Source organism: Atribacterota bacterium (assembly GCA_039638595.1).
GTDB lineage: Bacteria > Atribacterota > Atribacteria > Atribacterales > Caldatribacteriaceae > Profundicultor > Profundicultor thermophilus.
The window spans coordinates 22,843-45,883 of sequence record JBDIWM010000008.1 but is presented as its reverse complement, the minus strand read 5'-3'; the positions used below and the strand labels follow the sequence as shown (position 1 = coordinate 45,883).

At 49.9% G+C, this 23,041-nt stretch carries 20 protein-coding genes; 3 read left to right on the top strand and 17 right to left on the bottom strand.

The features are described 5' to 3' along the window. The 8 genes from ABDK92_03535 to ABDK92_03500 form a co-directional block, all read right to left on the bottom strand. On the bottom strand, window positions 1-2,145 hold the full coding sequence (locus ABDK92_03535; protein MEN3185694.1) for an FAD-dependent oxidoreductase: 2,145 nt from the start codon (window positions 2,143-2,145) through the stop codon (window positions 1-3). 14 nt (window positions 2,146-2,159) lie between these two features. Further along, window positions 2,160-3,362 carry an N-acetylglucosamine-6-phosphate deacetylase gene (nagA, locus tag ABDK92_03530; GenBank protein ID MEN3185693.1) on the bottom strand — a complete coding sequence of 401 codons (1,203 nt, stop codon included), beginning with the start codon at window positions 3,360-3,362 and terminating at the stop codon, window positions 2,160-2,162. Between the two features lie 2 nt (window positions 3,363-3,364). After that, window positions 3,365-4,327 carry a glucosamine-6-phosphate isomerase gene (locus tag ABDK92_03525; GenBank protein MEN3185692.1) on the bottom strand — a complete coding sequence of 321 codons (963 nt, stop codon included), beginning with the start codon at window positions 4,325-4,327 and terminating at the stop codon, window positions 3,365-3,367. 14 nt (window positions 4,328-4,341) lie between these two features. After that, window positions 4,342-5,343, bottom strand: a complete 1,002-nt coding sequence (locus ABDK92_03520) for an ABC transporter permease (GenBank protein ID MEN3185691.1) — start codon at window positions 5,341-5,343, stop codon at window positions 4,342-4,344. After that, a complete protein-coding gene (locus ABDK92_03515) occupies window positions 5,343-6,866 on the bottom strand; it encodes a sugar ABC transporter ATP-binding protein (GenBank protein MEN3185690.1) in 1,524 nt (507 codons plus the stop codon). Before ABDK92_03515 ends, ABDK92_03520 begins: the two co-directional genes overlap by 1 nt. Window positions 6,867-6,926: 60 nt before the next feature. Beyond that, a complete protein-coding gene (locus ABDK92_03510) occupies window positions 6,927-7,946 on the bottom strand; it encodes a sugar ABC transporter substrate-binding protein (GenBank protein ID MEN3185689.1) in 1,020 nt (339 codons plus the stop codon). A gap of 79 nt (window positions 7,947-8,025) precedes the next feature. Next, entirely contained in the window at window positions 8,026-9,156 is a 1,131-nt protein-coding gene (locus ABDK92_03505) for a uroporphyrinogen decarboxylase family protein (protein ID MEN3185688.1), read from the bottom strand. A 25-nt stretch (window positions 9,157-9,181) separates the two neighbouring features. Then, entirely contained in the window at window positions 9,182-10,369 is a 1,188-nt protein-coding gene (locus tag ABDK92_03500; GenBank protein MEN3185687.1) for an ROK family transcriptional regulator, read from the bottom strand. A gap of 224 nt (window positions 10,370-10,593) precedes the next feature. On the opposite strand from ABDK92_03500, the gene ABDK92_03495 reads away from it, so the two are divergent. Beyond that, complete coding sequence (locus ABDK92_03495; protein MEN3185686.1) at window positions 10,594-10,947, top strand: cupin domain-containing protein; 354 nt, start codon at window positions 10,594-10,596, stop codon at window positions 10,945-10,947. Here ABDK92_03495 and ABDK92_03490 read toward each other — a convergent pair. From ABDK92_03490 to ABDK92_03475, 4 genes are read right to left on the bottom strand one after another with little or no spacing between them, the layout of a single operon-like run. Further along, window positions 10,922-12,571 (bottom strand): AarF/ABC1/UbiB kinase family protein, encoded by a 1,650-nt coding sequence (locus tag ABDK92_03490; protein ID MEN3185685.1) that lies wholly within the window; start codon window positions 12,569-12,571, stop codon window positions 10,922-10,924. The two genes, ABDK92_03495 and ABDK92_03490, sit on opposite strands and share 26 nt — an antisense overlap. Further along, window positions 12,558-12,944 (bottom strand): hypothetical protein, encoded by a 387-nt coding sequence (locus ABDK92_03485; GenBank protein MEN3185684.1) that lies wholly within the window; start codon window positions 12,942-12,944, stop codon window positions 12,558-12,560. The genes ABDK92_03490 and ABDK92_03485 overlap by 14 nt, the downstream gene beginning before the upstream one ends. Beyond that, window positions 12,913-13,842, bottom strand: a complete 930-nt coding sequence (locus ABDK92_03480; GenBank protein MEN3185683.1) for a carbohydrate kinase family protein — start codon at window positions 13,840-13,842, stop codon at window positions 12,913-12,915. Before ABDK92_03480 ends, ABDK92_03485 begins: the two co-directional genes overlap by 32 nt. A 2-nt stretch (window positions 13,843-13,844) precedes the next feature. Next, complete coding sequence (locus tag ABDK92_03475) at window positions 13,845-14,891, bottom strand: SIS domain-containing protein (GenBank protein ID MEN3185682.1); 1,047 nt, start codon at window positions 14,889-14,891, stop codon at window positions 13,845-13,847. Window positions 14,892-15,074: 183 nt separating this feature from the next. Here ABDK92_03475 and ABDK92_03470 point away from each other — a divergent pair, with 183 nt between their 5' ends. Further along, entirely contained in the window at window positions 15,075-16,415 is a 1,341-nt protein-coding gene (locus tag ABDK92_03470; GenBank protein ID MEN3185681.1) for a GH1 family beta-glucosidase, read from the top strand. A gap of 80 nt (window positions 16,416-16,495) precedes the next feature. Beyond that, on the top strand, window positions 16,496-17,104 hold the full coding sequence (locus ABDK92_03465; protein MEN3185680.1) for a GNAT family N-acetyltransferase: 609 nt from the start codon (window positions 16,496-16,498) through the stop codon (window positions 17,102-17,104). 92 nt (window positions 17,105-17,196) lie between these two features. On the opposite strand, the gene ABDK92_03460 is transcribed toward ABDK92_03465, so the two are convergent. Genes ABDK92_03460 through ABDK92_03440 form a run of 5 tightly spaced genes read right to left on the bottom strand, consistent with a single transcriptional unit; the run spans window position 17,197 to window position 22,699 of the window. Next, on the bottom strand, window positions 17,197-18,615 hold the full coding sequence (locus ABDK92_03460) for an FGGY family carbohydrate kinase (protein MEN3185679.1): 1,419 nt from the start codon (window positions 18,613-18,615) through the stop codon (window positions 17,197-17,199). Next, a complete protein-coding gene (locus ABDK92_03455; GenBank protein ID MEN3185678.1) occupies window positions 18,615-19,337 on the bottom strand; it encodes a tryptophan synthase subunit alpha in 723 nt (240 codons plus the stop codon). Before ABDK92_03455 ends, ABDK92_03460 begins: the two co-directional genes overlap by 1 nt. 2 nt (window positions 19,338-19,339) lie before the next feature. After that, complete coding sequence (locus tag ABDK92_03450) at window positions 19,340-20,269, bottom strand: ABC transporter permease (protein MEN3185677.1); 930 nt, start codon at window positions 20,267-20,269, stop codon at window positions 19,340-19,342. 1 nt (window position 20,270) lies between these two features. Continuing rightward, entirely contained in the window at window positions 20,271-21,773 is a 1,503-nt protein-coding gene (locus ABDK92_03445; protein ID MEN3185676.1) for a sugar ABC transporter ATP-binding protein, read from the bottom strand. A gap of 2 nt (window positions 21,774-21,775) precedes the next feature. Further along, window positions 21,776-22,699 (bottom strand): substrate-binding domain-containing protein, encoded by a 924-nt coding sequence (locus ABDK92_03440; protein ID MEN3185675.1) that lies wholly within the window; start codon window positions 22,697-22,699, stop codon window positions 21,776-21,778. Window positions 22,700-23,041 lie beyond the last annotated feature (342 nt).

Here is a 23,041-nt window from a genome sequence, read left to right as displayed (position 1 = left end):
TTATCCCTCCTCTTTCTCTCCCAGGCCCAGAATTTGACTTTCGACATCTAACGGCAAATCGTTGACGAAAGCACCATTAGGATTATATAACCGTCCCTTTTCCACAGTTAACCCCGCCCAGGCACCCTCTTTCACTGCAGCGTGGAGGTTACGGGGTTTTACGGCATCACCCACACTGACCACCGGAACCCCATGATTTCTCAGTTGGGTAAAGATCTCTGCGTCAGGCCGAGTAAAGCAGGTCACGATGGCATCATACGGAAGGGACCAAAATTCACCATTACGCAGGAGCGTTACTGTACCATCCCCGATTTCCAAAAGTATACTGTTTGGAAATACCGTCACCGGGTACCGGAAGGGTTTGGAATGAAGGGCTTCAGCGTCCTTCTGCTGGAATCGCTTTCGTAAAACGTACATGTGGATGACCTCAATCGTAGACCCAAATTCTTTATACGGTGTAACAATGGTGACCGCTTTCCCAATAGAAGCCAGAAATGCTGCAGTGTCTGCTGCCGGATAGTGGTCTCCCCAGACAATGACCCGTTCTCCTTCGATTTTTTGGGGTTTTCTTCCGTCTTTGGGATGAAATTCGCAGGAAACTTTTGGACAAGCAAGAATTGCCTCAAAGGGAATCACTCGTTCTACCATTCCCGCTACCCGAGGAACGTAGGAATGTGCTCCGGTGGCATTGATGACCGCATCGTACTGGGCGAGTTCCTCCCAGGAAGGCGCACATCGAAGTCGCAGGTCAATATCAAGCCGATTGATTTCGTTTCGAATCCAGTCGGCGTACCACTTCATTTTCTCCTTCCCCGGCGTCAGACAACATCCCAAAATTGCACCCCCGAGTTCCCCGGTCTTTTCGTAAAGGGTAACCTGGTGTCCTCTCTCTGCAGCGTGTCTGGCTGCTTCCATTCCTGCCGGTCCCCCTCCCACGACCGCAACACGCAGAGGTTGCGTCACTCGATCGCGGATTTCAAAAGCAGCATTACCACAAGCAGGGTTGATGGCACAAGCAATTTCCTTTTTCGCCATGAGTGATTCCTGCCAGCATCCCGTGAGGCAGGAAATGCAACGGCGAATTGATCTCACCTGGCCGTATTTAGCCTTAATCGGCCAGTAAGGATCAGCCAGGAGTTGCCGCGAAAGGCCCACCATGTCGGTCTTCCCTTCAGCAAGGATCTTCTCACAGTACTCCGGATTACGTAGAGAATGGCTGTTAATGACCGGAATTTTCACTTCCTTCTTAATGGCTTCTGAAGCGTATATCGTCCATCCTTCTTCATAGTACATGGGGTCAAACCCTGCCCCGGGACTTTCCTGAATGCACTGACTGAGATCCAGTGCCGCCACCCCAGCTTCTTCAAAAACCTTCGCTACCTGAATGGACTCCGGCAACTCCCTCCCTCCCGGCACCCATTCATCCACCGAATAGCGTACAAGCACCGGAAAATCCCGCCCACACTTTTTTTGAATGGCCTCGATGATAGCCAGGGGGAAACGCATCCGATTATCAAAGCTTCCCCCAAATCGGTCAGTGCGACGATTCAAATAAGGGCTCATAAACTCCGAAATGAGATACCCGTGTGCGGCATGGAGTTCCACGGCATCAAAACCAGCCTGTTTTACCCGCCAGGACGCCTCCGCAAAAAGGTCAATCAAAACAATGATTTCATCGGTGGTCAGAACGTGAACCGATTTACGGGTTACACTCTCCTCCTCACTGGCATAGAGGATAGGACGGCTCTGTGACCAGGGCAAATTCACCACCATATCGGTGGAAGCAAATTTCCCCGAACGGGGCAACGCTGCCTGTCGACCGGGATGCTGCAGTTGCACCGCACATTTTGCTCCGTAGCGGTGCATAGCTTCCGCCAAACGTGCTAATCCCGGAATGTATTCATCCCCATCAGCCACAAGGCATGTCACCGTAGAGCGACCGGTATTCCCCTGAGGGGAAGTTGCCCCCACGATGATAAAACCGGTTCCCCCTTTGGCGATGGTAGCATGGTGATGAATATCCCGAGCGCTCACTGAGCCATCGGCATGAGCGGAGCTGATATCGGTTGGCACGTGGCAAATACGATTGGGAATTTCCACATTGCCAATCCAAATCGGTTCAAAAAGATGTGTGAACGAAGACATAGTATTCCCTCCTTTTACGATTTCCGAAAAACCAGGTCTCCGGCCAAAAAGGTGTACTGCGCTTCAAAATTTTCATCGATGACCACCAGGTCCGCCTGCTTCCCCACCGCAATGCTTCCGACCTCTTTATCAATACCAAGAACCGAAGCCGGGTTGATGGCGCCCCAGGCAATGGCTTCTTCGAGCGGAATCCCTGTATACTCTTTCAATCTCCGCAGTGCCACATTCATGGTAACCCCGCTCCCAGTTAAATTACCGTCAATAGCCGGATCCTCATCAATCATCCGGATTACGTTCTCCGCCACCCGCACCTTTCGACCATCCCGGTAAGTGAGGACCGTTCCCTCAGGCATACCCGTCCCTACCAGCGAATCGGTAACAAGCACTTTCTTCCCCTTGGGTTTTACCTTGTGAATGAACTTAAAAAAGGGAGGTGGAACATGCACAGGACATCCAATGAGTTCAACACTCACCGTGTCATAAAAGAGCACTGCTGTTTCGACACCGGGAAGCATCACCAGCGCTTCCTGGGGATTTTCCCGATATCCCAAGGTTCCATCGTACATGTGGGTCACATGGCGCGCTCCAGCCCGAATAACCCGTTCAGCCTCCTCATAACTTGCTTCGGTGTGCCCGATGACCGGAATAATCCCCCGGTAAGTAAGCGTCTCTGCAAGCCACACCGCATTGGGAAGCTCTGGCGCAAAGGTCACCGTTACCAGCACATCGCCCACTTCCCCCAGTACAAAGGCTACATCCTCTTTACTGGGCACACGGAGGTACTGGAGAGGATGACCACCTCGACATCGGGGTGAAAGCCACGGTCCCTCAAGATGCACACCATGGAGAATTCGACCATAATTACTCTCCTTCACCTGCCGCAAGCGTTGAATCTGTTCCACTGTTTCTGGAAGGGGCCGGGAGATGGTCGAGGCCACCACCTTGGTAACACCGAAGGAGAGATAGTGAGAAAGACCTGAAGCAATACGCTCTACATCTCCCTCCACAAAGTCGACATCAAAAATACCGTGGGTGTGCATGTCAATGAAGCCGGGGCTCACAATGAAACCCGAAACATCCAAACAGTTCTTTGCCTTGACCTCATTCCAGTTCTCCCCCAGAGAAACAATCCGACCCTCACAAATGGCCACATATCCTCTGGGGAGGACTTCATTTTCGGTGATCACTTTTCCTCCATAGAGTAAATAATCCCACATGGTCAGTTAACCTCGGGTTCCAGTGGCCCAGCCAGCGGTGCCACGAAAAAGAGTTTTCCCGGCAATTGCGGCATCACTGAAGAGGGAACCCACATATCTGGCCCGTATTTTAACGTCACCCACAGGGCATGGGCCTGATACATCATTCGGCGACAGGGTAAATACCCATCAACTCCCCCAATGGTATAGTCAGCCTGCATAAAGATTCCCGGTCCAATGGTATTAGCCCTTGCCGGCACCAGGGTAATACGACTCCGGAAGCTGGTAATGGAATTCTGAATAATCGTCAGAGGATGGAGTTTCGCAGCCACCCGGTGGGTGGGTTTCAACCACTCCTCCATGCTGGCGTAATCCGCCGCAAAATGGGGCTCCCAAAAAGCGATATGAAAAACCCAGCCAATGCCATAGATGAGTATAAACTTTGCTCCCTTGGCACGTAATGCTCCAATGCGCTCCGCATAGGTGGGGAGTTCTTCCCGGGTGGCAAAATGTCTCTGTTTTTCAGGAACGGTCAATTCTCCCAAGGGGCCATAGAGCGACGACTCCATAGCATTGCGAAACGCTCCCGGGTCGCTTGCCGGTAAAGTGTTTCCCTCGGTATCACACCACTCATCCATGTTGAACCCATGGACGTGCTGACAATCAACCCCCCATCTTTTTAGAAATTCCACCGCCCAGCGATACATCCCCATGGGACCGACCGAGAGAATGAGAATACAATCCCGCCCCTCGTCTTTGGTAAGTTTGATCTGGTAGGCAATTTCGTGTCCCATAAGGGTATTGAAGTCTTCGAGGGTTGGGCAACCAACCGGCTGAAACCGCTCATGCCACCAGGGTTCTCTCTGGTACACCGCCTCCGGTGGCTGGCTACAACACCAGTCCATCCGTTCTAAATCCCACGCTTCCGGAAAAAATCCTTCAAATAAAGACCCCCGAATGGTATTCAAAAGATTAATCTTTCCCATCTCAATCCCTCCCTCTATGATCGGCTCTCAGAAAGTTGACTGAGTGTTACTGCAGCAATAATAATCAGTCCAATCACCAAATCCCGGGCATAGGGGTTGACGTTCATGATAATGAGGGCATTTCCGATTAACCCGATCAGCACCACCCCCAGAAAAATGTTGAGCGCTCCACCTTTACCACCCGAGAGTGCTACCCCTCCCACAATGACTGAAGCCAGTGCATCCAGAGCATAGGCATCACCGGTTGTAGCCAGCGCTGAGCCCACCCGAGAAATGAGAATGATGGCCGCCAGAGCGTTCAGTATTCCCACCACGGTATACGCTCGAATCACCACCCGGTCGGTATTGATTCCCGAAACGTGCGCCGCCCGGCGATTGCTTCCAATGGCGTAGAGAAACCGTCCATACCGGAAATATTTCAAAATCAGGTAAGAAAGAAAGACCACCCCCAGGAAAAAGAGAATCGAAATGGGAAGATAATGGAAAAGACGGCCTCTTCCCAGGGTTTCAAATCGCCCGAAAAGCATGTAGGATGCACCTCCAGTAACCAGGAGCGCCAAGCCATGGTAGGCCGACATAAAACCCAAAGAGATAATGAACGAATTGGCTCTGGACTTAACTACCGTTACCCCATTCGCGAAACCGACCAGAGCTCCAATGCCAAAAGTTACCACAAAAGCAATCGGATACACAAAAGTTTGGCGCCAGGGTGCCACATTCCCTTCCGGAAGACCGAGGATTCTTTGAATGAGCATGGCAAAAATAACCCCCAGAAGCGATACCTGGGAACCAACCGAAATATCCACATGCCCTGAAACAAGAAGCATACCTACGCCACTTGCCACAATACCTAAGACTGCAATCTGTTGAAAGATATTGATAATGTTGGTCGGATTGACAAAGCGTCGGTTCACAATGGTGGTGACCACCGAAATCGCCACAATCAGGAGTAAAAGAATATAAGCCTGCTCAATGGAAGCTCGCTTCCGAAAAAAAGCCCTCAAGCCTCTCGCCATCACCCTGACACCTCCATCCCTTCGCAGACACCCATGGCATAACGCACAATGTTCTCCTCGGTCACTTCATCGCCCTCAAGAATAGCCACCAGACGTCCATTCCGCATGACTCCAACGCGGTCGCAGAGCGCTACCAGTTCTGGGTTATCCGAAGAAATCACAATGACGATTTTGCCATGGTGCACCAGTTCTTCAATCATTCGGTAAATCTCCACTTTGGCTCCTACATCGACACCCACCGTCGGTTCATCGAAAATCAGCACTTCCGCCTGAGTCTGCAACCACTTGGCCAGAACCACTTTCTGTTGATTCCCACCGCTCAAGTTCACCACCCGCTGGAAAATCGACGGCGTTTTCACGTTCAAGCGTCCGGTAAGCGCGATCGACTCATGATACTCCCTCCCCAGATTCAACAGCAAACCATTATCTTTGGCCACCGAAGCAAGGCTCATGTTCTCCATCACTGGCCGCGACAGCAAAAGCCCGTCACTCTTGCGGTCTTCGGTAAGGTATCCAATGCCTTTTTGAATGGCATCATAAGGATTCCTGGGAGTGATGTCTCTACCCTGGTACAGGAGAGTACCCGAATCTTTGGGGTCTAATCCAAATATCATACGCACCAGTTCCGTTCGGCCCGAACCCACCAGTCCTGCCAGCCCAAAAATTTCTCCCCTTCGTACCTTGAAAGAAACACCATGAATGACACCTTGCCGACTGTAATTTCGCACTTCCAAAGTTTCATCCTCTCGCGAGGCACGGGACATCTTCTCTCTCTTGTAGAGTGTCACCTGGGAACTGCCAATCATCTTGCGAATGACTTCATCCATGGTGATATCCTGCAAGGAATAGGTAGCTACTTTCTGTCCATCTTTCAGAATGGTGACACGGTCACAGATTTCAAAAATTTCGCTTAAGTTATGCGAAATGTAAATCGTGCTCAAGCCCTGAACCTTATGGGACCGAATAATATCGAAAAGAATGTTTTTCCCGCATTCATCCAGAGACGCCGTCGGCTCATCAAGAATGAGGAGTTTCACGGGACGAGCGAAGGCCTTGGCGATGCTCACCAGCTTCTTATCGACAAAAGAAAGCCCGCGCACCTTTTTATCTGGAGCAATGTGGATGTCGAGCTTCTGCAAAAGTTCCTGGGCGATACGCCAACAACCGACATAATCCACCACCCCTCCTCGGCGAACCGGAAGCTCAAAGAGGTAGAGATTCTCAGCCACAGTCAGCTCTTCCACCAGCTGGTTTTCCTGATGCACCGTTTGAATGCCAAGGCGAATCGCCTGCCACGGCTCAAAGTGCGTATAGGTGTGCCCTTCGTAGACAATCTCTCCCCCATCAGGATGGAGGGCTCCGGCAATGATCTCAATAAGCGTTGATTTCCCAGCACCATTCTGTCCCACCAGAGCATGGACTTCACCATAGGCCACATCCATGGATACCCTATCCAGAGCTTGCACACCGGGATAGCTCTTACTGATCTCCTTCAAGTTCAAAATATACGCTGTGCTTGACAAAGAAATAAACCTCCCCCAATCGAGAAAAAAATGCGAGGGGGTACCCCCTCGCATTTTTTTCTATTTTGCCCTCAATTCAGGCTTATACTGACCGGTTCTGGCGAACTCTTCCACCACCGGGAACCAGCTTTCATCCAGAAACCAGGGAATGAGCTTCTCTTCCCAGTCGGCTTTGCTGCACCAGACAATTGGCGAATAACTCTTCTTCTGGTACTCTCTCCCTTTGAGGTAGTTGATGAGGTTCTGAGCACAAATCATGCCATGGAGTCCTGGAGAGAGACTCAGGATATAGTCAATGTATCCCTTCTTCACGTTCTCCACATCCATGGGTCCACCGTTGACGGTAACAATGGTGACCTTGTCGAGGTCCACGTTCTCCTCTCGCAATCCCTGAATGATGCCTTCGGTAATTTCCTGACAAGCACCGATGGCCACGTTAAATTCAAGACCCGACTGCACTAAGGTTTTGATAATATTGAGAGATGGTGCAGTGGCGTAATCACCGTACTGCACATCGGTGGCCAAACTAATCCCTTCTAGAGTTTTAATGGTATCCATAAATCCCTGGATTCCCTGCATGACTGGCGGCGTCCCGGCAAACCCCTGGATCCAGACTACCTTCAGTTCTCCAGGTATATCGCGACGGAGGCTCGTGGCTACCGTGCGGTACACATCAAACCAGTTAAAATCGATGTCAGCAACGGGTTTTCCCTTCCCTTCAGCGATACCACTTTCGGTAATCTGAATGGGGATATTCGCCTCGTTTGCCAGGCGGCAGGAGTACTCAGCGCTCGAAGGGGTCACCGCGGTGAGATTGATGGCATCCACACCCATGGTGATCAGGTTCTGGATGGCTTTGGTTTCCTCATCCGCTTTGTAATTGTGGTACTGCCAGACAATCTTTACGCCTTCCTTATTGGCAATCTGTTCAAAACCCTTATGAAAGGCCGTAAACCATCCAATTTCATACGGAATCACCACACCCACGGTGTAGGTTTTTTCTGCCGCAACACCTATAGCCGTTATAACGAAGAGCACCACAAGAAACATCACCAGAATCGTCATTCCGAATTTCTTCACCAGAAACACCTCCCCTTTCATGAAACTTCTTTTCACTTCTCTTCAACACCCAAATACCCAAACGCCTTGATCCCTAATCTCACCTCCTTTCCCAAACTCGCATTTGTCGACACACCTCGGTAAAGGCCAGAACGTTTTCCACCGGTACTTCGGGACCAATGGTATTCGCAGGAGAAGGAATCACATTCCCCATCGATAAAGCGAGCTGCATTCTGTGTCTGGTTTCTTCCTCTACCTCTTCTCTTTTGCCCAGAGGAAGGGTCCTTTGGTTACTCATGGTCCCCCAGAAAGTCATTTGTTTTCGGTACCGAGCTACCACCTCAGTAACATCATGGCATTCTGGCTGCAATGGATGAAGGACATCGAAGCCTGCTTCGATGAGATCCGGAATAATCTCCTCCACCCTGCCGCAGGAATGGAGGAAAAAGAGTGATTCTGGAAATTCCCTCTGCAACGTGGCGATGATTCTCTTCCACCAGGGCTTGAACAACTCCCGAAAAACACGGGGCGGAATTTGCAAACGGTCCTGCATACCGTAATCGTCATAGAAACAGAGAAGCTCCACACCACAAAGAGCATGTGCACGGGCAAACGAAAGAGTGAACGTAGCTACTTTTTCAATGAGTGCCTGAGCCCTCTCTCGATAGATCATCAAATCCACCATGAAGTCCTCCATCCCCCGTATCCAGTGACACCACTCATAAAGACTCCCACAGTACGCTGCCGGTAGATACCCTCTCTCGCGGATTTCCTGTGCCTTCTGGTGAACTTTCTCCATGCTTTCTGCATCAATACCCGGTGAAGGATACTGTTCAATCTCCTTTACGGTGCGCTCTCCCGATAACGGATGGAACATTCGTTCACAGCCAGGGTTATCTGGCCAGGGCAGAATCCCCACCCCCCAGGGCGAAAATGCTGCATCTTCAGGCAACTTCTCCTGGAAAAATTCTCTGCCAATTCCATTGGACGTCATCCGCAACCCATAATGCGCGGTCGTTGTATGGTAGAAGGGGTCGACATCATCTGAATGGGCAATGCGAACTTCAAAGCCAAAATATTCAGCGACATCACGAATCCCACTCTGGACCACAAACTTTTCGAAAAAGGCTGGTGTCAACGAAGGCGTCGCCCCGAAAAACAGGCTCCAGGGGGTGGAATCAACCTTTCCCTCTCTCTTCAAGACTCTGCGGATACGTTCTCGCGGCTCCATTTTCCCCTCCTTCTCTTGTCCTACCTCAGGCAAAAATACGCTCCACCGTTAACGCCGCTGCGCCCACCAGGCCCGAATCACGACCAAAAAATGCTCGTCGGATTTCCACTTTCCTTCGATGAAGCGAAGCCGTAATCTCCCAAACTGTTTCAGCAACGCTTTCCAGAAAAGCTGGATGGGCCAGAGATAGGCCTCCACCGATAACCACAACCTGGGGGTCCAAGAGGTTCACAAGGTTCGCGACGGCTCGGCCAAGAATTTTTCCCGTCTCTTTCCAAAGCGTGAGGGCAAAGAAATCCCCTAGATATGCCGCCTGGTCAATCACCTCACAGGAAAAGTCACCGGAGATGTCATCAACCAAATGGGCAATACGGGTTTTGCCCCCTTTTTTAATGTACTCCTGAGTTTTTCTCACCAACGCCGGGGCCGAAACATAGAGCTCCACACATCCCCGGTTTCCACACGGACACGGGGGTCCAGAAAGGTCGATACTCATATGTCCAAATTCTCCTGCCCCATGCTGGTACCCCTCGAGAAGTTCGCCGTGGGAAATGATCCCCGCTCCCACGCCATTCCCCACATTGATATAGAGAAGGTCCTGAACATCTCTACCCACACCAAACCATTTTTCCCCCAGTGCCCCAGTATCGAGGCTGTTTTCCACAAAAACTGGCCAGGAAAAATGAGGAGCAAGCATTTCCTGGAGCGGTACGTTCTCCCAGTGAAGGTTTACTGCCTTAATCACTTCACCCTTGCGGGGGTCAATAATACCTGGACAGCAAACCCCCATCCCGATAATGCGAGAGTAACCATTTCTGGAAAGCATCTGCGAGACGAGATGCACAATCTGTCCTACGATGGCCTGCGGTTCATGAGAAATAAGAGGTACCACTTCCTTGAACTTAAGCTCCCCATCGAGATTGGCTAACCCCACGTGCACCCGACGAGCCCCAATCTTGACCGCCACCACCAGACCCCATTCCCGGTTAAAGTGAAGAAGGAGGGGCTTCCTTCCCCCCGTCGATTGACCCGAACCTCCTTCTTGGATGAGACCTTGTTGTTTCAGTTCTGCAACCAGGTTGGTGACCGTAGACAAACTGAGATTCAAAGCCCGGGCAATTGCTACACGATTGGTGGTCCCTTGTCGGTGGACGAAACGGATAACCCGTCTCAGGTTTTCCTCATGAACTTTCGCCTGGTAAACACCAGCCATCAGTCCCCTCCAATGGCTTACTTCTTTCAGTGAAAAAAGAATCTATTTTTATATAGCACAGGTTACTCAACCTGTCAACTTAAGGCCGGCTTAACTGCAATCCCATTTTCATCAAAACCGGGAAAAGAGTTTATGAGCGATAAAACGAGCCTCCAATAAAAAGGGTATAGTCAACAACTCCAACTTCTGATACCCTTAATCTACCAATATTCCGCAAAGGAGGAATGCTTGTGGGGGTCAAAGCCTACCAATTTAAAACGGGAATGGAAAAATGCCTTGAGCAGATTGTCAATATGGACATAGTCCAGATTAATCACATCGTTCTCCCTCCCGGGGAGCGTGTTCCTGAACACTATAGTAATTCCAACGTTTTCCTCATCATCGCAAAAGGTGCCATGACCATCACCATCGAAAGAGAATCCCATGAGTACCCCCATGGGTATATTCTTGCCATCCCATACCACCAAAGAATGCTCATCGAAAATAAAGACAAAGAAATGCTTGAATTCTTCGTGGTGAAAGCGCCCCATCCAGAACACTACAGCGCAAATCCTAATGATGACTCAAGATTTCAATGACCAGCACCACCCCAAGGAACGCAGCAATACCGTAACCCAGAATACCCAGGATACTGAGAGAGCGTAAATGCGAATAATTGATGAAGATCAAAGAAGAACCGATAAGCAAAGACCCCAGAATAATGCTTAAAGAGAGGCGGTTGGTGGTCTGTTCCAGGTGGCGGTTCAGTTCCTTGAGTTCTTCACTCTCCCAGTGGAGGCGAATTTTACCCTTAGAGACCTGAACCAGGAGTTCACGACTGCGGCGAGGAAATTCCTCCAGAAGCCGACGCCACTCTAAGGCGTAATCGGTGATTTTATGAGACAGTTCATCCCAGGTAAAGTACTGGGCAAAGGTCTTTTCCAAAAACGCTTTGAGGTGTGGCACCACCGTAAAGTGGGGGTCAAGGTAAAGACCCGTTCCTTCGGCCACTGCTAACGCCCGAAGAAGCAAAGAGAAGTGAGAAGGAAAGCGCAGGCGGTACCGACGCAAAAGATAGAAAAAGTCGGCAAAAAGACTTTGCAGGTTGATTTCTCGCAGATCCACAAAGACATACCGTTCTAAGAGTTCAGCCAGGTCCAGACGAAAATGGAGGGGTGAGGGAAAAGGGGTTAGTAAAAATTCTTCTTCCAGGAGCTCCATCACTCGTTCTACGTCTTTTTTGAGGATAGCCGAGAGAATTGCCAGCATATTTTCTCTGGTCCTTTCATCAACCACCCCGACCATCCCAAAATCAAGAAAGACCAGTTCCTGGGTCTCTGGCAAAACCAGGAGATTTCCTGGATGAGGATCAGCATGATAAAATCCGTCCTCAAAGATCATTTTGAAGATGGCCCTAACACCAGTTTCAGCGAGTCGGGTACAATCAACTTCGTTGGGGATATTTTCCCTCTGTGAAAGACGAATGCCTTCCATGAGTTCCATGGTAAGCACGCGCTTCGTTGAATACTCGGCAAAAACTCGAGGAATCTGCACTCCCTGGAATTGAGCGAAGTTGTGACCGAATTTGCAAGCGTTGGAAGCCTCATAAAGGAAATCAATCTCACGCAGGAGATATTTCTTGAACTCAGCCACCATCTCTGAAGCTCTCACCGGTTCTCCAGAGGGGTTAAAACGGTCCATAAACTGGGCAAGATAGGTCAGAATCTCAAGATCAGAATGGACCATTTCTTCTACCCCTTCTTTTTGCACTTTCACCGCCACCTGTGGCCCACCATGGAGTTTTGCCCGGTGAACCTGGGCAATGGAAGCCGAGGCCAGGGGCTTTTCATCAAAGCGTTCGAAGACCTCCTCCAGAGGTTTTTTGAGCTCTTTTTCGACGACTGCTCGTACACTCCCAAAACTCACTGGTGGAGCTTGGTCCTGAAGCTTACGGAGTTCACTACAGTACTCTTCCGGCAGAAGGTCTGGACGGGTGCTCAAAATCTGCCCAATCTTAATAAACGTTGTTCCCAGCTCTTCCAGGGCGAGACGGAGATTTTCCTGGGGGGGTCTCTGGCGAGCTTCTTTCAGGATACGCACTCCCCATCGTTCCCAGAAGGGAAGGCGGTAAAAGAGAAAAGCAAAACCGTAATGGGTGAAGGTGCGGAGAATTTGACGCAGGCGTTTCAAGTTACGAACTAAAGACCGGTTAAAGAGCGTCATGTGAAATCTTCCGAACGTTCTCCAGAAAATCGTTCACAAAAGTCCGAAGTGGAGAAATAAGATAGGCCGAACCTTTCACCAGGCAATACTGTTTCAACTCCTCCTGAGTCATATTGAGGCTCTGGAAAAACCCTCGCCAAAGCACCGCAATAGCACATCGTTTCCCTCCTTTGAATTCAAGGAAAGCGTTTGCCGAAAGGAGCACTTCGCCTCTCAGAGTACCATCTTTCAGAACAGCAATCCGGACGTCCGGATAAAAATTCCACCCCTCCTTCTCTCCTGATGCGTCCTGTTCAAAATGAAATTTCAACACCTCATACCCGATAAACTGCACCTGGGAGTTACTGCCGGAGGTACTTTCTGACTTCATCATGATTCACCAACTTTTCCCTTCTTGGTGATGACGCAATGTTTAGGGAAGCAACGAGATTGGCCACCACAAGTGCCTCCTTGAGACCATACCCCTCCGCAAGGGCAAAAATGAACCCCGCGTCAAAATAATCCCCAGCACCAATTGTATCCTGGACCTTAACGGGAATGGTGGGAACAGAGAAAGCATCCGAAGGAGTATAGCAAAAACACCCTTCTTTTCCGCTCTTAACCAGAAGAGTTCCCGAAAAAAAGCGAAAAATGTCCTCTGGAAAGTCGACCAGACCCGAAATTTCTTTTTCGTTGGGAAGAAAATAGTCGAAGGGGGCAAGGAGCCGTTGCGTCTCCTTTTTCACCTCTTCCGCCCATCCCTCAGTGGGCCAACCAGTATCAAGAAAAAGGGTTACCCGTTTTTCCTTCTTGAGCTTCCAGAGCATATCCGGGAGCCCGGGCTGGCGGATTCCTGAAGAGAGAAAATACCCACCGAGGAGCACACAATCACCGTCTGCTATCGCAGAGAAAACCTGCGCCAGGTGGGTTAAAGAAAGGGCACTCTGGGCACCGAGTTCGGTAAAGAAGCTCCGTTCCTGAGTATCCCGGTGTGTCAAAGCCACCGAAAGGCCGGTTTGAAAATCGGACTCGAAAAAAAGAAATTCGGTCCGGATTTTTCGCCGCTTGAAACTCCGCGCGATCTCTTCGCCGGTTTCATCCTGTCCGATGGTTCCCACAATAAAGGTTTCCATACCTAAATCGGCAAGAGCCAAAGCGGCATTGCTCCCTTCCCCACCAGGTCGCATGACGTATCCCGGAACCAGGACCTCCACCCCCCAGTCGGGGAAATCATCAATTCCTCCTAGGATTAAATCCAGGCTGATGTTTCCGATGACAAAGGCTCTGGACATGACTATTCCTCCAGGGTAATTTTCTTGATGAGGTAGGCTGTCCCCGGCTCAATTCCTTTTTCCTCAGCAATGTAATATGAAAGGAGCATGATCGTGATAATGGAAAGAAGGGGGGCAAAAAACTCATTGTTCGCATAAAAAGGAAGTACCTCCAGGTTATACCTGGGAGCAAGAGCACACTGACCGATACTCAACACTTTGACTCCCTTCTGGACTAAAAACTCAGCCAGACCCTGCATGGGAATGGCTGTCCTCCCTGGAGGCATGAGGAGCACTGCCAGCATTTTTTTCACCGCTAATTCCAGAGGTCCGTGTCGGAACTGACCACCAGAGAAACTCAAAAACGTTTCTTTGGCACACTCATAAAACGAGAGGCATCCATGCCAGGCTGCACTCAGAGAGTACCCCCGCGCTATAATCACCCGAGCGTCCGATTCCTGCAAAAGTTCCAGGTTATAAATAGCGCGCCTGGCCCACTCTGGAGAACTGGTAATGAGGCGTTCTGCTTCATCGGCAACATTTTCAAGCTCTCCTTTCGCTCGGAAAAACCCTTCCCGATCCCCACGATAAGCCATCGCCCAAAGGTTCAAAACCGAAAGCATCGCGGTATGGGTTTTGGTTGAAGTAATCGCCTTTTCCGGACCGCTCAAGATATCAATGATGGTATCGCACTTTTTGGCCATGGTGCTTTCCAAAGAAGCCGTGACACCGATACGGTATGGCTTTACCGAGAGCTTTTCTAGAATTTTCAAAATTTCGTATGATTCGCCCGACTGCGAGAGGAGAAAAAGCGTGTCTTGGTTACGAATCCCCCCAAGACCGTAATGGAGGAATTCCGAAGCATCGATCCATTCCACCGGAAAACCACCCTCGAGGAGGTACAGATACGCTGGATACGCTGCAAAGAGTGAACTTCCCATCCCCACAAAGTAGATACGTCCTGGCAATTGCCTCTGCCAGGCCAAAAATTGCTCCTCGGTAATGCACGAAGCAGCGATGCGGCGAAACACTTCGGGTTGTTCAGCAATCTCTCGATAAAGCTGATTCAAGCGCCTCACTCCTTTTTCCGTTCTACACTATTTATACCATAGAAACGAGGTAGCACAAAAGAGGAACCACTACACAGGTCCTGTCAGGCACAGTTATAATTGTACTATATCAAGGAAAATACGCAATCAACGCACGCCATAACACTTTAGGCATATTAAAAATGAACGAAGGGAGGAGTATGGGTGCCTCATTTTCCATCAGATTTTCTTTTCGGTGTCGCCACTTCCGCGCATCAGATCGAAGGTGCCTGGAACGAAGATGGTAAAGGCGAAAATATCTGGGACCGTTTTGCCCATACCCCAGGAAACATCGCTGATGGTACTACCGGTGATGTGGCCTGCGACCACTATCACCGCTATGAGGAAGATGTAGCCCTCATGAGAGAATTAGGAGTTAATGCCTATCGTTTCTCAATTGCCTGGGCTCGGATATTCCCCGAAGGAAAAGGTCAGGTTAACCAGAAAGGGCTTGACTTCTATCGCCGACTCATTGACACGCTCAAAGAGACTGGAATCCGGGCCGTCGTTACCCTTTATCACTGGGACCTTCCCCAGAGACTTCAGGAGGAAGGTGGATGGGAAAACGAGGCGACTATTCATGCCTTTACCCACTATGCAAAGCTTCTTTTTCAAACCTTCAAAGATGACGTGGACCTCTGGATTACCCACAACGAACCCTGGGTGGTAGCATTCCCAGGCAATTATGAAGGGAGATTAGCCCCCGGGAAAAAGGATTTTGGGGTTGCCCTGCAAGTGGCCCGAAACCTCATTCTCTCCCACGGATATACACTGAAAACCTTTCGCGAAGAGGGAATCAAAAAACCCATTGGCATCACCCTGAACCTTTCACCGGTTCAGCCAGCCACGGAACGAGAAGAGGACCAGGAAGCAGCGCAACGCTATGATGGGTTTCTCAATCGCTTCTTCCTCGACCCCTTTTTTCGGGGACAATTTCCGGAAGACATGCTTTCCTTCTACCAGAAAAAAGGATTTACCTTTCCCCAGCTGAATTCTAAAGAAGGAGCGCTGGTTTCCCAGCCCCTCGATTTTCTGGGTATCAATTACTATTTCCGCCACGTGATTGCCCGGGGAACCGAACCGGTCCTTGAAACCATGCCGGTTGAACCTCCCGATGCCGAAAAAAGTTCCATGGGGTGGGAAATATACCCTGCCGGAATGCACGAAATCGTCAGGAGAGTGACACAGGAGTATACCCCCAGGGCGATCTACATCACCGAAAATGGGTACGCTTCACCCGATACGATTTCCCAGGATGGTCCTGTTGAGGACCCAAAACGAATCGAGTACCTTCGAAGTCACCTCCTTTCTCTTCACCGGGCCATAGACGAAGGCGCTCCAGTCAAGGGGTACTTTGTATGGAGCCTCATGGACAACTTTGAATGGTCCTCAGGGTTGGCGAAGCGTTTCGGTCTGGTCTACGTCGATTACCCAACGCTCCGTCGTATTCCCAAAAAGAGTTTTTATTTTTACCAGGAGGTAATTCGCCAGAGAGCACTATCGTAAAGAGAATCTGGTACCCTTCTTGCCTTCACCCAAGAAGAGTACCAGTAAGCGAAAAAGTCCAGGCTCTTTCGATTATTTACATGCCCAATGCCGATATCCTGATTCGCCAGGCCCATCCCTTTGAATATGAAGAGGCTGCTTCTCTTTTCTTGCTTTCGGCTCCCTTTTTCGAAGATTTAGGTGGAGAAAAGCAGGTACAGAAAATTTTTGCCTGTCTATTCCCAAAACGAGGGACCCTTTTCAGCTTTGAACACACCTATCTGGCCGAAAAAGACGGAACCATCACCGGAATGGCTTTAGGATATGAATGGCCGCAAAGGAAAAAAGAGGGGCTTCGAACCGGACTTTTCCTCCTCGCATCATCGGGAATTCATGTTTTCCAACACCTTCGCTTTTTCTTAAATTTGAACACCGTTACGGGAACATTTCATCCTCAGGGATATTACCTCAGCAACCTCGCAGTTTATCCTACCTACCAGGGAAAAAGCTTCGGAAAACAGCTCCTTTCTTTTATTGAAGCCATAGCCTACCAAAGAAAACTCTGGTGCGTGGAACTCGACGTGAGCGCCGAAAACCACAAAGCCATTACCATTTACCACCATCTGGGCTATGGGGTTATCCGAGAATCACGATTCTCTTACCGGGGCAGAACCCTCCTCTTTCTGCGCATGAGGAAAATCATCCAGTAGAAATCCTTTTTAAAGCTTTCTCAGCGCCGTTTTACACCCGATTAAAAAGTAACTTTCCCAAGCCGGATGTTCTGAAAAATCCCTGCTGGGGATTAAAGATAAGTTGGAACGCCGGCTTCCCCCCGAAGGAGCTTTTCAGCAAAGTTTCGGTACTCCCGGTAATACTGCTCTAAGAGAGGATGATCCCGGGGCGTATAGACCCGTTCGACCAAAAAGGGGGGTGGATTGATTCCTCGATGAAGACAAAAAAGGCGATAAAGACCCCGCTGGGGTGCAAAGGCATCCTCCTGTACCACCTGGCAGGGCTTTCGCAGAAGGTCACTTAAACCCTGCACAAAGGTTTCTCCCCGGGTAAGACCACCGGTAAGACGTAGCACTGGAATTTCCGTCCCCAGAGCCTCATAGGCATGACGCAGGGCAAACAGAAGGCTCCGTAAACAAGCAGCATGGAGTTCCCCTGGTGTAGTACCCTCTACCAGGCGTGCCATCACCGCTCGGACCCGTTCGTTACGAAAAGGAGTTCGTTCCCCGTTGAGATACGGCCAGACCTGGACAGGAGTGGTAAGGTGCTGGGAAAGCATCGCTTCGCTTTGCGCGTAATCCCCGCTTTGCAAAAAGGTTTTCATCGACCACTGGTATACATTCCCCAGATTGAGAAGCGGTGCCACGACCATCCACTCTCCTTTCTTCAGGAAAGCCAGCGAAAAAAGGTCCTTACTGGAAGAAGGTGCTTCCCTGAGCAAAGCCATCCAGCCAGTGGTACCCAGATACCCATAGCCCTCCCCAGGAAGAAGCACCCCTGCTCCCAGGGTGACCGCACCAAGATCCCCAATTCCATTGAATACCGAAACTTCCAGGTCTTCTTCCAAACCCAAAAGCGGCAAAACTTCTTTGCGCACCCTTCCGATAATCTGTGTGGGTGAGGAAAGAGTAGGTAACAGGGGAAAGAAAGCTTGAGTTTCTTCCACCCATTGGAATGCATAACCGTTAAAAAAACCCGTGGTGGAAGCATTGGTGGGGTCAGTCACCGAATTCCCAGTAAGTCGAAAATTGACATAATCTTTGGCCCCCAGAATGAGAAAACGAACTCTCTGAAAAACGGGGGACGAAGAAAGGGCCATCACTTTGACTAGAGGAGTAAAGTTGTCCAGCCGATTGGGTATCTTTTCTTCCAGAGATCGCCTCAATTCTTCTGGAAACACGTAATCCCCGATATCCGAATCGCTGTAGAGGGAAGCTTCCTGCAAGGGTTTTCCTTCTTCATCGAGGAGGAGCAGGTCTTCCATCTGACCGGTTCCCATGATGAAAAGTTCACCGCCATGAAAAGTACTCAGACATTTCCGAGCCCCTGTAAGGAATCCCTCCCACCAAACCTCCGGGTCCTGAGTGACCCTGCGTCCCTCTACCCGGGTGACAAGGGGACAAGAAGAAGAGTCCAATAATTCTCCCCCTTCAGAAAAAAGAGCGACCTTCACCGCACTTGTTCCCACATCGAAGGTTAAAAGTGCCACTATAATTCCTCCAGTTCGCGCAGAAAATCCTCCATAGGGCGGTCCTCCATCATTATTCTTAGAAGAACACTTCCTACCACTACCCCAGAAAAACCAATATCCCGAAGAAAGCGTGCTGTTTCCCGGTCACGCACTCCAAATCCGGCAAAGATGGGGATCTCCGGATATGCTTTTCTTAACTTTCTGAGCGATTCCTCAAGAAGTGGAAGGGGGAGAAGACCACCCTCTCCAGTTTTTCCACTACTGACCCGAAAATAGATGAAGGGAGGACGCCCCTGGAAAAATGGCCGAAGGGTGCTCTCGGTGTCCTTCACCGTCACCACCGGTACCAGGGGAATCGTCAGCCGGGATTGGCAAGTAAGGACTTTTCGACGCTGGCCCACGAGAACCATCCCCCCAAGACGAGCATCGTGAGTCTTTACCTCAAATTCCTCCAATCCAAATTCCTCAAGGTCCCGAAGATATCCCATGAGGACCATTTTCCGAACCCTTCCTCCCCAAGATATATCCTCCAGAAACTGAAGTGCCTTTCTAAAGGTCATACCAGCTTTACGAACCCACTTTTGCGCCGAGCGAATGACCTTCCCATCGAGGTAGGGACGTTGGGCCGGAAGTCCTACTTCTACAAAAGGAAAATGCGGATTTTCAAGAAAAGAGTACAAATGGTGGAGAAAAGCAATCTGGTCCGGAAATCCAACCAGAAGATAGGGAATAACCTGCACAACTAACTCCTTTCCCGAGAAGCACGCAAAATCAGTGCCCCTACGAGGATCATCCCGGTAAATATATCCTGAAGAAAGTAGGGAACGTTGAGAATGGTGAGGCCATTGGCCAGAACACCCATGATGAGCGCTCCGACAAAGGTACCCCAGATATTGGCTTCACCTTCCCGAAAGAGTGTGGTTCCCAGAAACGCTGCAGCATAGGAAGGCATGAGATACCCTCCTCCACCGGTAGGATGAGCCGAACCGAGCTTAGACGTCAACACGATTCCTGCCAAACCACTGTGAAAAGCTGCCAGAAAAAAAGCGATGATTTTCACCCGAGACACCCGAATACCCGAGTACCAGGCGGCAATCTCGTTTCCTCCCACCGCATAGATGGCCTGTCCTAAAGTGGTGCGAAGCAGAAGATATGATGAAAGAAAAAGCAAAACGAACATAAAGATACTGGAAAGTGGTATTCCTTTCAGGCTTTCTTGTCCGAGAACCGTAAAACTTCTGGGAATCCCGGAAAAAATAATGGTTCCTCCACTGTACCAGAACGTGATTCCTCCAAGAAGCGTTCCGGTGGCCAATGTGGTCACAAAAGAGGGAAGGCGCAAGGTGGCAACAAGCGTTCCATTGAGGAAACCAAAAAGCATAGAGAAACCTAAGGCTGTTACCGTAGCCAAGAGGGGATGAACACCTGAAGCCATCATACCAGCGGCCACCACCCCCACGAACGAAACCAGAGATGAAAGGGAAAGATCAAACTCCGCGATGGCCAGAATGTATGTTGCTCCAATGGCTACCATCATAAGAATGGAAATCTGCTGGGTGATGTTGATCAAATTCCGCAGAGTAAAAAAGACACTTCCCCGCAGAATACTAAATAAAGCCAGCAAAGCAAAAAAAGACATGAGTGTTCCGTACTGCCTGAGAACGTCTTTCATCTTATCCTCCCTCGTAACAGCGTTGCAAAATCGTTTGCCGTTCGATGTCTCTTCCTGAGAGGATTCCAGCCACCCTTCCCTCTCGCAAAACCATAACCCGGTGGGGATTGATTTCAAAAATTTCTTCCAAATCCGAAGAAGTCACCACAACCCCTCGCCCTTCCCGGGTCAGTTCTCGGATGAACCGGTAAAGTTCTCGCCGAGCTCCCACATCGACACCGACGGTGGGTTCGTCAAGCAGGAAAAGGTCAAAATCCCGCAATAACCACCTGGCTAAGACTACTTTTTGCTGATTCCCTCCGCTTAAAAACTGCACCCTTTCCCCAAGAGATCGATATCGGGTATGCAGACGTTCTACTACCTTTATCAGTATTGGTCGTAATCTTCGCTCCTGAAAGTATCCCAGAAACCCCCGGTATGAAGCAAGATGAGGTAACGCCACGTTTTCGAAAAGCGAGTGTTGAAGAATAAGTCCCTTTTTCCCTCGGTCCTCAGGCACTAAAGCCACTCCCTTCCGGATGGCCTCTTCAGGCGAAGATGGAGTAAAAGGTTGACCTCGCAAGAGTACCACACCACCAGTTCTCCTGCGGATACCAAAAAGTGTTTCCAGAAGTTCGGTCCTCCCCGACCCTTGTAAACCATACACGCCCAAAATTTCCCCTCGAAAAAGTGAAAAGGAAATGTCCCTCAACTTCTGTCCATCAGAAAGAGACTGCACATCCAGGATTTTTTCTTCTGCCGGTGATAGAAGAGAAAACGGTGCAGCAAATTCTTTTGGTCCCACCATTTGAACAATGAGATCTTGAGGAGTAAGACCAGAGAGTCCACCATCCCAGACCTTTTCGCCATTACGCAGCACTACCACCCGCTGACAGAGCGAAAAAATCTCTCCCAAGCGGTGAGAAACGTACAGCACCGCCACTCCCTGTGCGGCAATTTGCCGCACCACTCGGAAAAGGGTTTGCACTTCCTCCTCTGGCAACGCTGCAGTCGGCTCATCCATCACCAGAACCACGGGCTTTTCCAAAAACGCTCGAACAATCTGAACCATCCACCGTTCCGAGGTGGAAAGCTTCCGAACCGGGGTATTGAGGTCAAGCGAGAATCCAAATTCCTGACAGAGTCTTCCCACGACATCCCGCATAGCTTTCTTATCAAGCGACCCACCGGGGCGGGACATCCACCTCCCCAGAAAGACATTATCCACCACGTCAAAAGAAAAAACCAAATTTAACTGCTGATGGACAAAGGAAAGACCTCGAGCTGTGGCATCCTGAGGGTGCATAAAATGGACCGGGACTCCGCGAAGCCAAATTGTTCCACTATCAGGACGGTATATCCCCGCCAGGATTTTCACCAGAGTGGACTTTCCTGCTCCATTTTCACCCACTAAACCAACAATTTCCCCTGCCTCGAGAGCGAAAGAAACATCCCGGAGGGCCTGAACCCCCGGGAAGCTCTTACTCAGATGGCGGATCTCCAGAACCGTTTCCCGTTCCACCATATCTACTGATTCAAAAACTGTTCTACATTTTCTTTCGTCACCAGAGGACTCGCGGCATAAAAGATTCGTTCCGTCACTTCTTGCCCGGCAAAAACCTTTTCCACCTGTTCCACCAGAATCCGCGCAATGGCCACAAAATCCTGTTTAACCGTAGCGATAATGGGTGAACCATCCCGGATCATTGCTAGAGCTTGCTTATTTCCGTCAATTCCGGTCACAATAACCTGACCTTCTTTCCCAGCTTCCTTGATCGCCAGCGATGCCCCAATGGCTGGTTCATCCCAGGCAGCCCAGATGGCGTTAATATCAGGGTGTGCCAGAAGAATGCTTTGCACCGCTTTTCGGGCATCTTCAATCGGTCCAGGAACCTGTACCCAGTGCTCGGCCACCACTTCAATTTCTGGAGTGTTTTCGACAATGGCATCAAAAATCACTTCCCGCTTCTGTACCCCAGGATGAGCTGAGTGGTAAAGCTTGGCGATCTTTCCCTGGCCCTTTAGCTTATCCAAAAGATATGAAGTAATCTGAGCCGAAAGCACATAGTTATTGGATGTTACATTACAGACCATTCCCTCGATGTATCCAGCATCGCCACCAAAAACCGGAATCCCAGCTTCGTTGGCCATCTCAATTTGCTTTTTGAACTGGTTGGGGTCTCCCATTCCCATCACGATGGCGTCTACCTTCTGAGCAATCACATCTTCCCACCGGTTAGCTAGAGCTCCAAAATCTCCCTTGGTGTCGATTACGGTCACGTCCCATCCCTTTTCTTTGGCAAAGCCCACAAAAGCCTGAATCATCTCGTTGGTGGTCACCGAAGCCAGATACGGTGTGAGCACCGCGACTTTCTTCGGGGCTGCCTCAAGCGAGGTCACCAGAGCCATCCCAACAAGCACAATCAATCCCAGAAGCAAAAATTTCCTCACGCTACCGCCTCCTTTACAACTTAAGATTATAGAGTATTATACAACACATGGAGATTTCTCAATCCTGTAGAGAATCACGTCCACCATCTTAAAAGCGTCTCGCTTCCCAGTAACACCGGAATCAGCCGAGCTAAAATTACTAGCCAAAGTACCCAGAAACAAAAATGCTTTACTCCCTTCCTGCTCGGAAGACTTTTGGGAAATCCTTTCGATTCGGCTGATACACGCTCTATCCGGGGAACAGTCTCAAAAAAGAAACACTACGTTCTCCTTCCAAACGGCCAAACGCACCGTGGAGGGATTTTCCTCGGGAAGGAACGGACCCGGAAACCGGTGAATCAG

Excerpts from the sequence above, each read along its gene's own strand:
- ABDK92_03535 (MEN3185694.1), bottom strand. The coding sequence starts at position 2,145 with ATGTCTTCGTTCACACATCTTTTTGAACCGATTTGGATTGGCAATGTG.
- nagA (MEN3185693.1), bottom strand. The coding sequence starts at position 3,362 with ATGTGGGATTATTTACTCTATGGAGGAAAAGTGATCACCGAAAATGAA.
- ABDK92_03525 (MEN3185692.1), bottom strand. The coding sequence starts at position 4,327 with ATGGGAAAGATTAATCTTTTGAATACCATTCGGGGGTCTTTATTTGAA.
- ABDK92_03520 (MEN3185691.1), bottom strand. The coding sequence starts at position 5,343 with ATGGCGAGAGGCTTGAGGGCTTTTTTTCGGAAGCGAGCTTCCATTGAG.
- ABDK92_03505 (MEN3185688.1), bottom strand. The coding sequence starts at position 9,156 with ATGGAGCCGCGAGAACGTATCCGCAGAGTCTTGAAGAGAGAGGGAAAG.
- ABDK92_03500 (MEN3185687.1), bottom strand. The coding sequence starts at position 10,369 with ATGGCTGGTGTTTACCAGGCGAAAGTTCATGAGGAAAACCTGAGACGG.
- ABDK92_03495 (MEN3185686.1), top strand. The coding sequence starts at position 10,594 with ATGCTTGTGGGGGTCAAAGCCTACCAATTTAAAACGGGAATGGAAAAA.
- ABDK92_03490 (MEN3185685.1), bottom strand. The coding sequence starts at position 12,571 with ATGACGCTCTTTAACCGGTCTTTAGTTCGTAACTTGAAACGCCTGCGT.
- ABDK92_03485 (MEN3185684.1), bottom strand. The coding sequence starts at position 12,944 with ATGATGAAGTCAGAAAGTACCTCCGGCAGTAACTCCCAGGTGCAGTTT.
- ABDK92_03480 (MEN3185683.1), bottom strand. The coding sequence starts at position 13,842 with ATGTCCAGAGCCTTTGTCATCGGAAACATCAGCCTGGATTTAATCCTA.
- ABDK92_03465 (MEN3185680.1), top strand. The coding sequence starts at position 16,496 with ATGCCCAATGCCGATATCCTGATTCGCCAGGCCCATCCCTTTGAATAT.
- ABDK92_03450 (MEN3185677.1), bottom strand. The coding sequence starts at position 20,269 with ATGAAAGACGTTCTCAGGCAGTACGGAACACTCATGTCTTTTTTTGCT.
- ABDK92_03445 (MEN3185676.1), bottom strand. The coding sequence starts at position 21,773 with ATGGTGGAACGGGAAACGGTTCTGGAGATCCGCCATCTGAGTAAGAGC.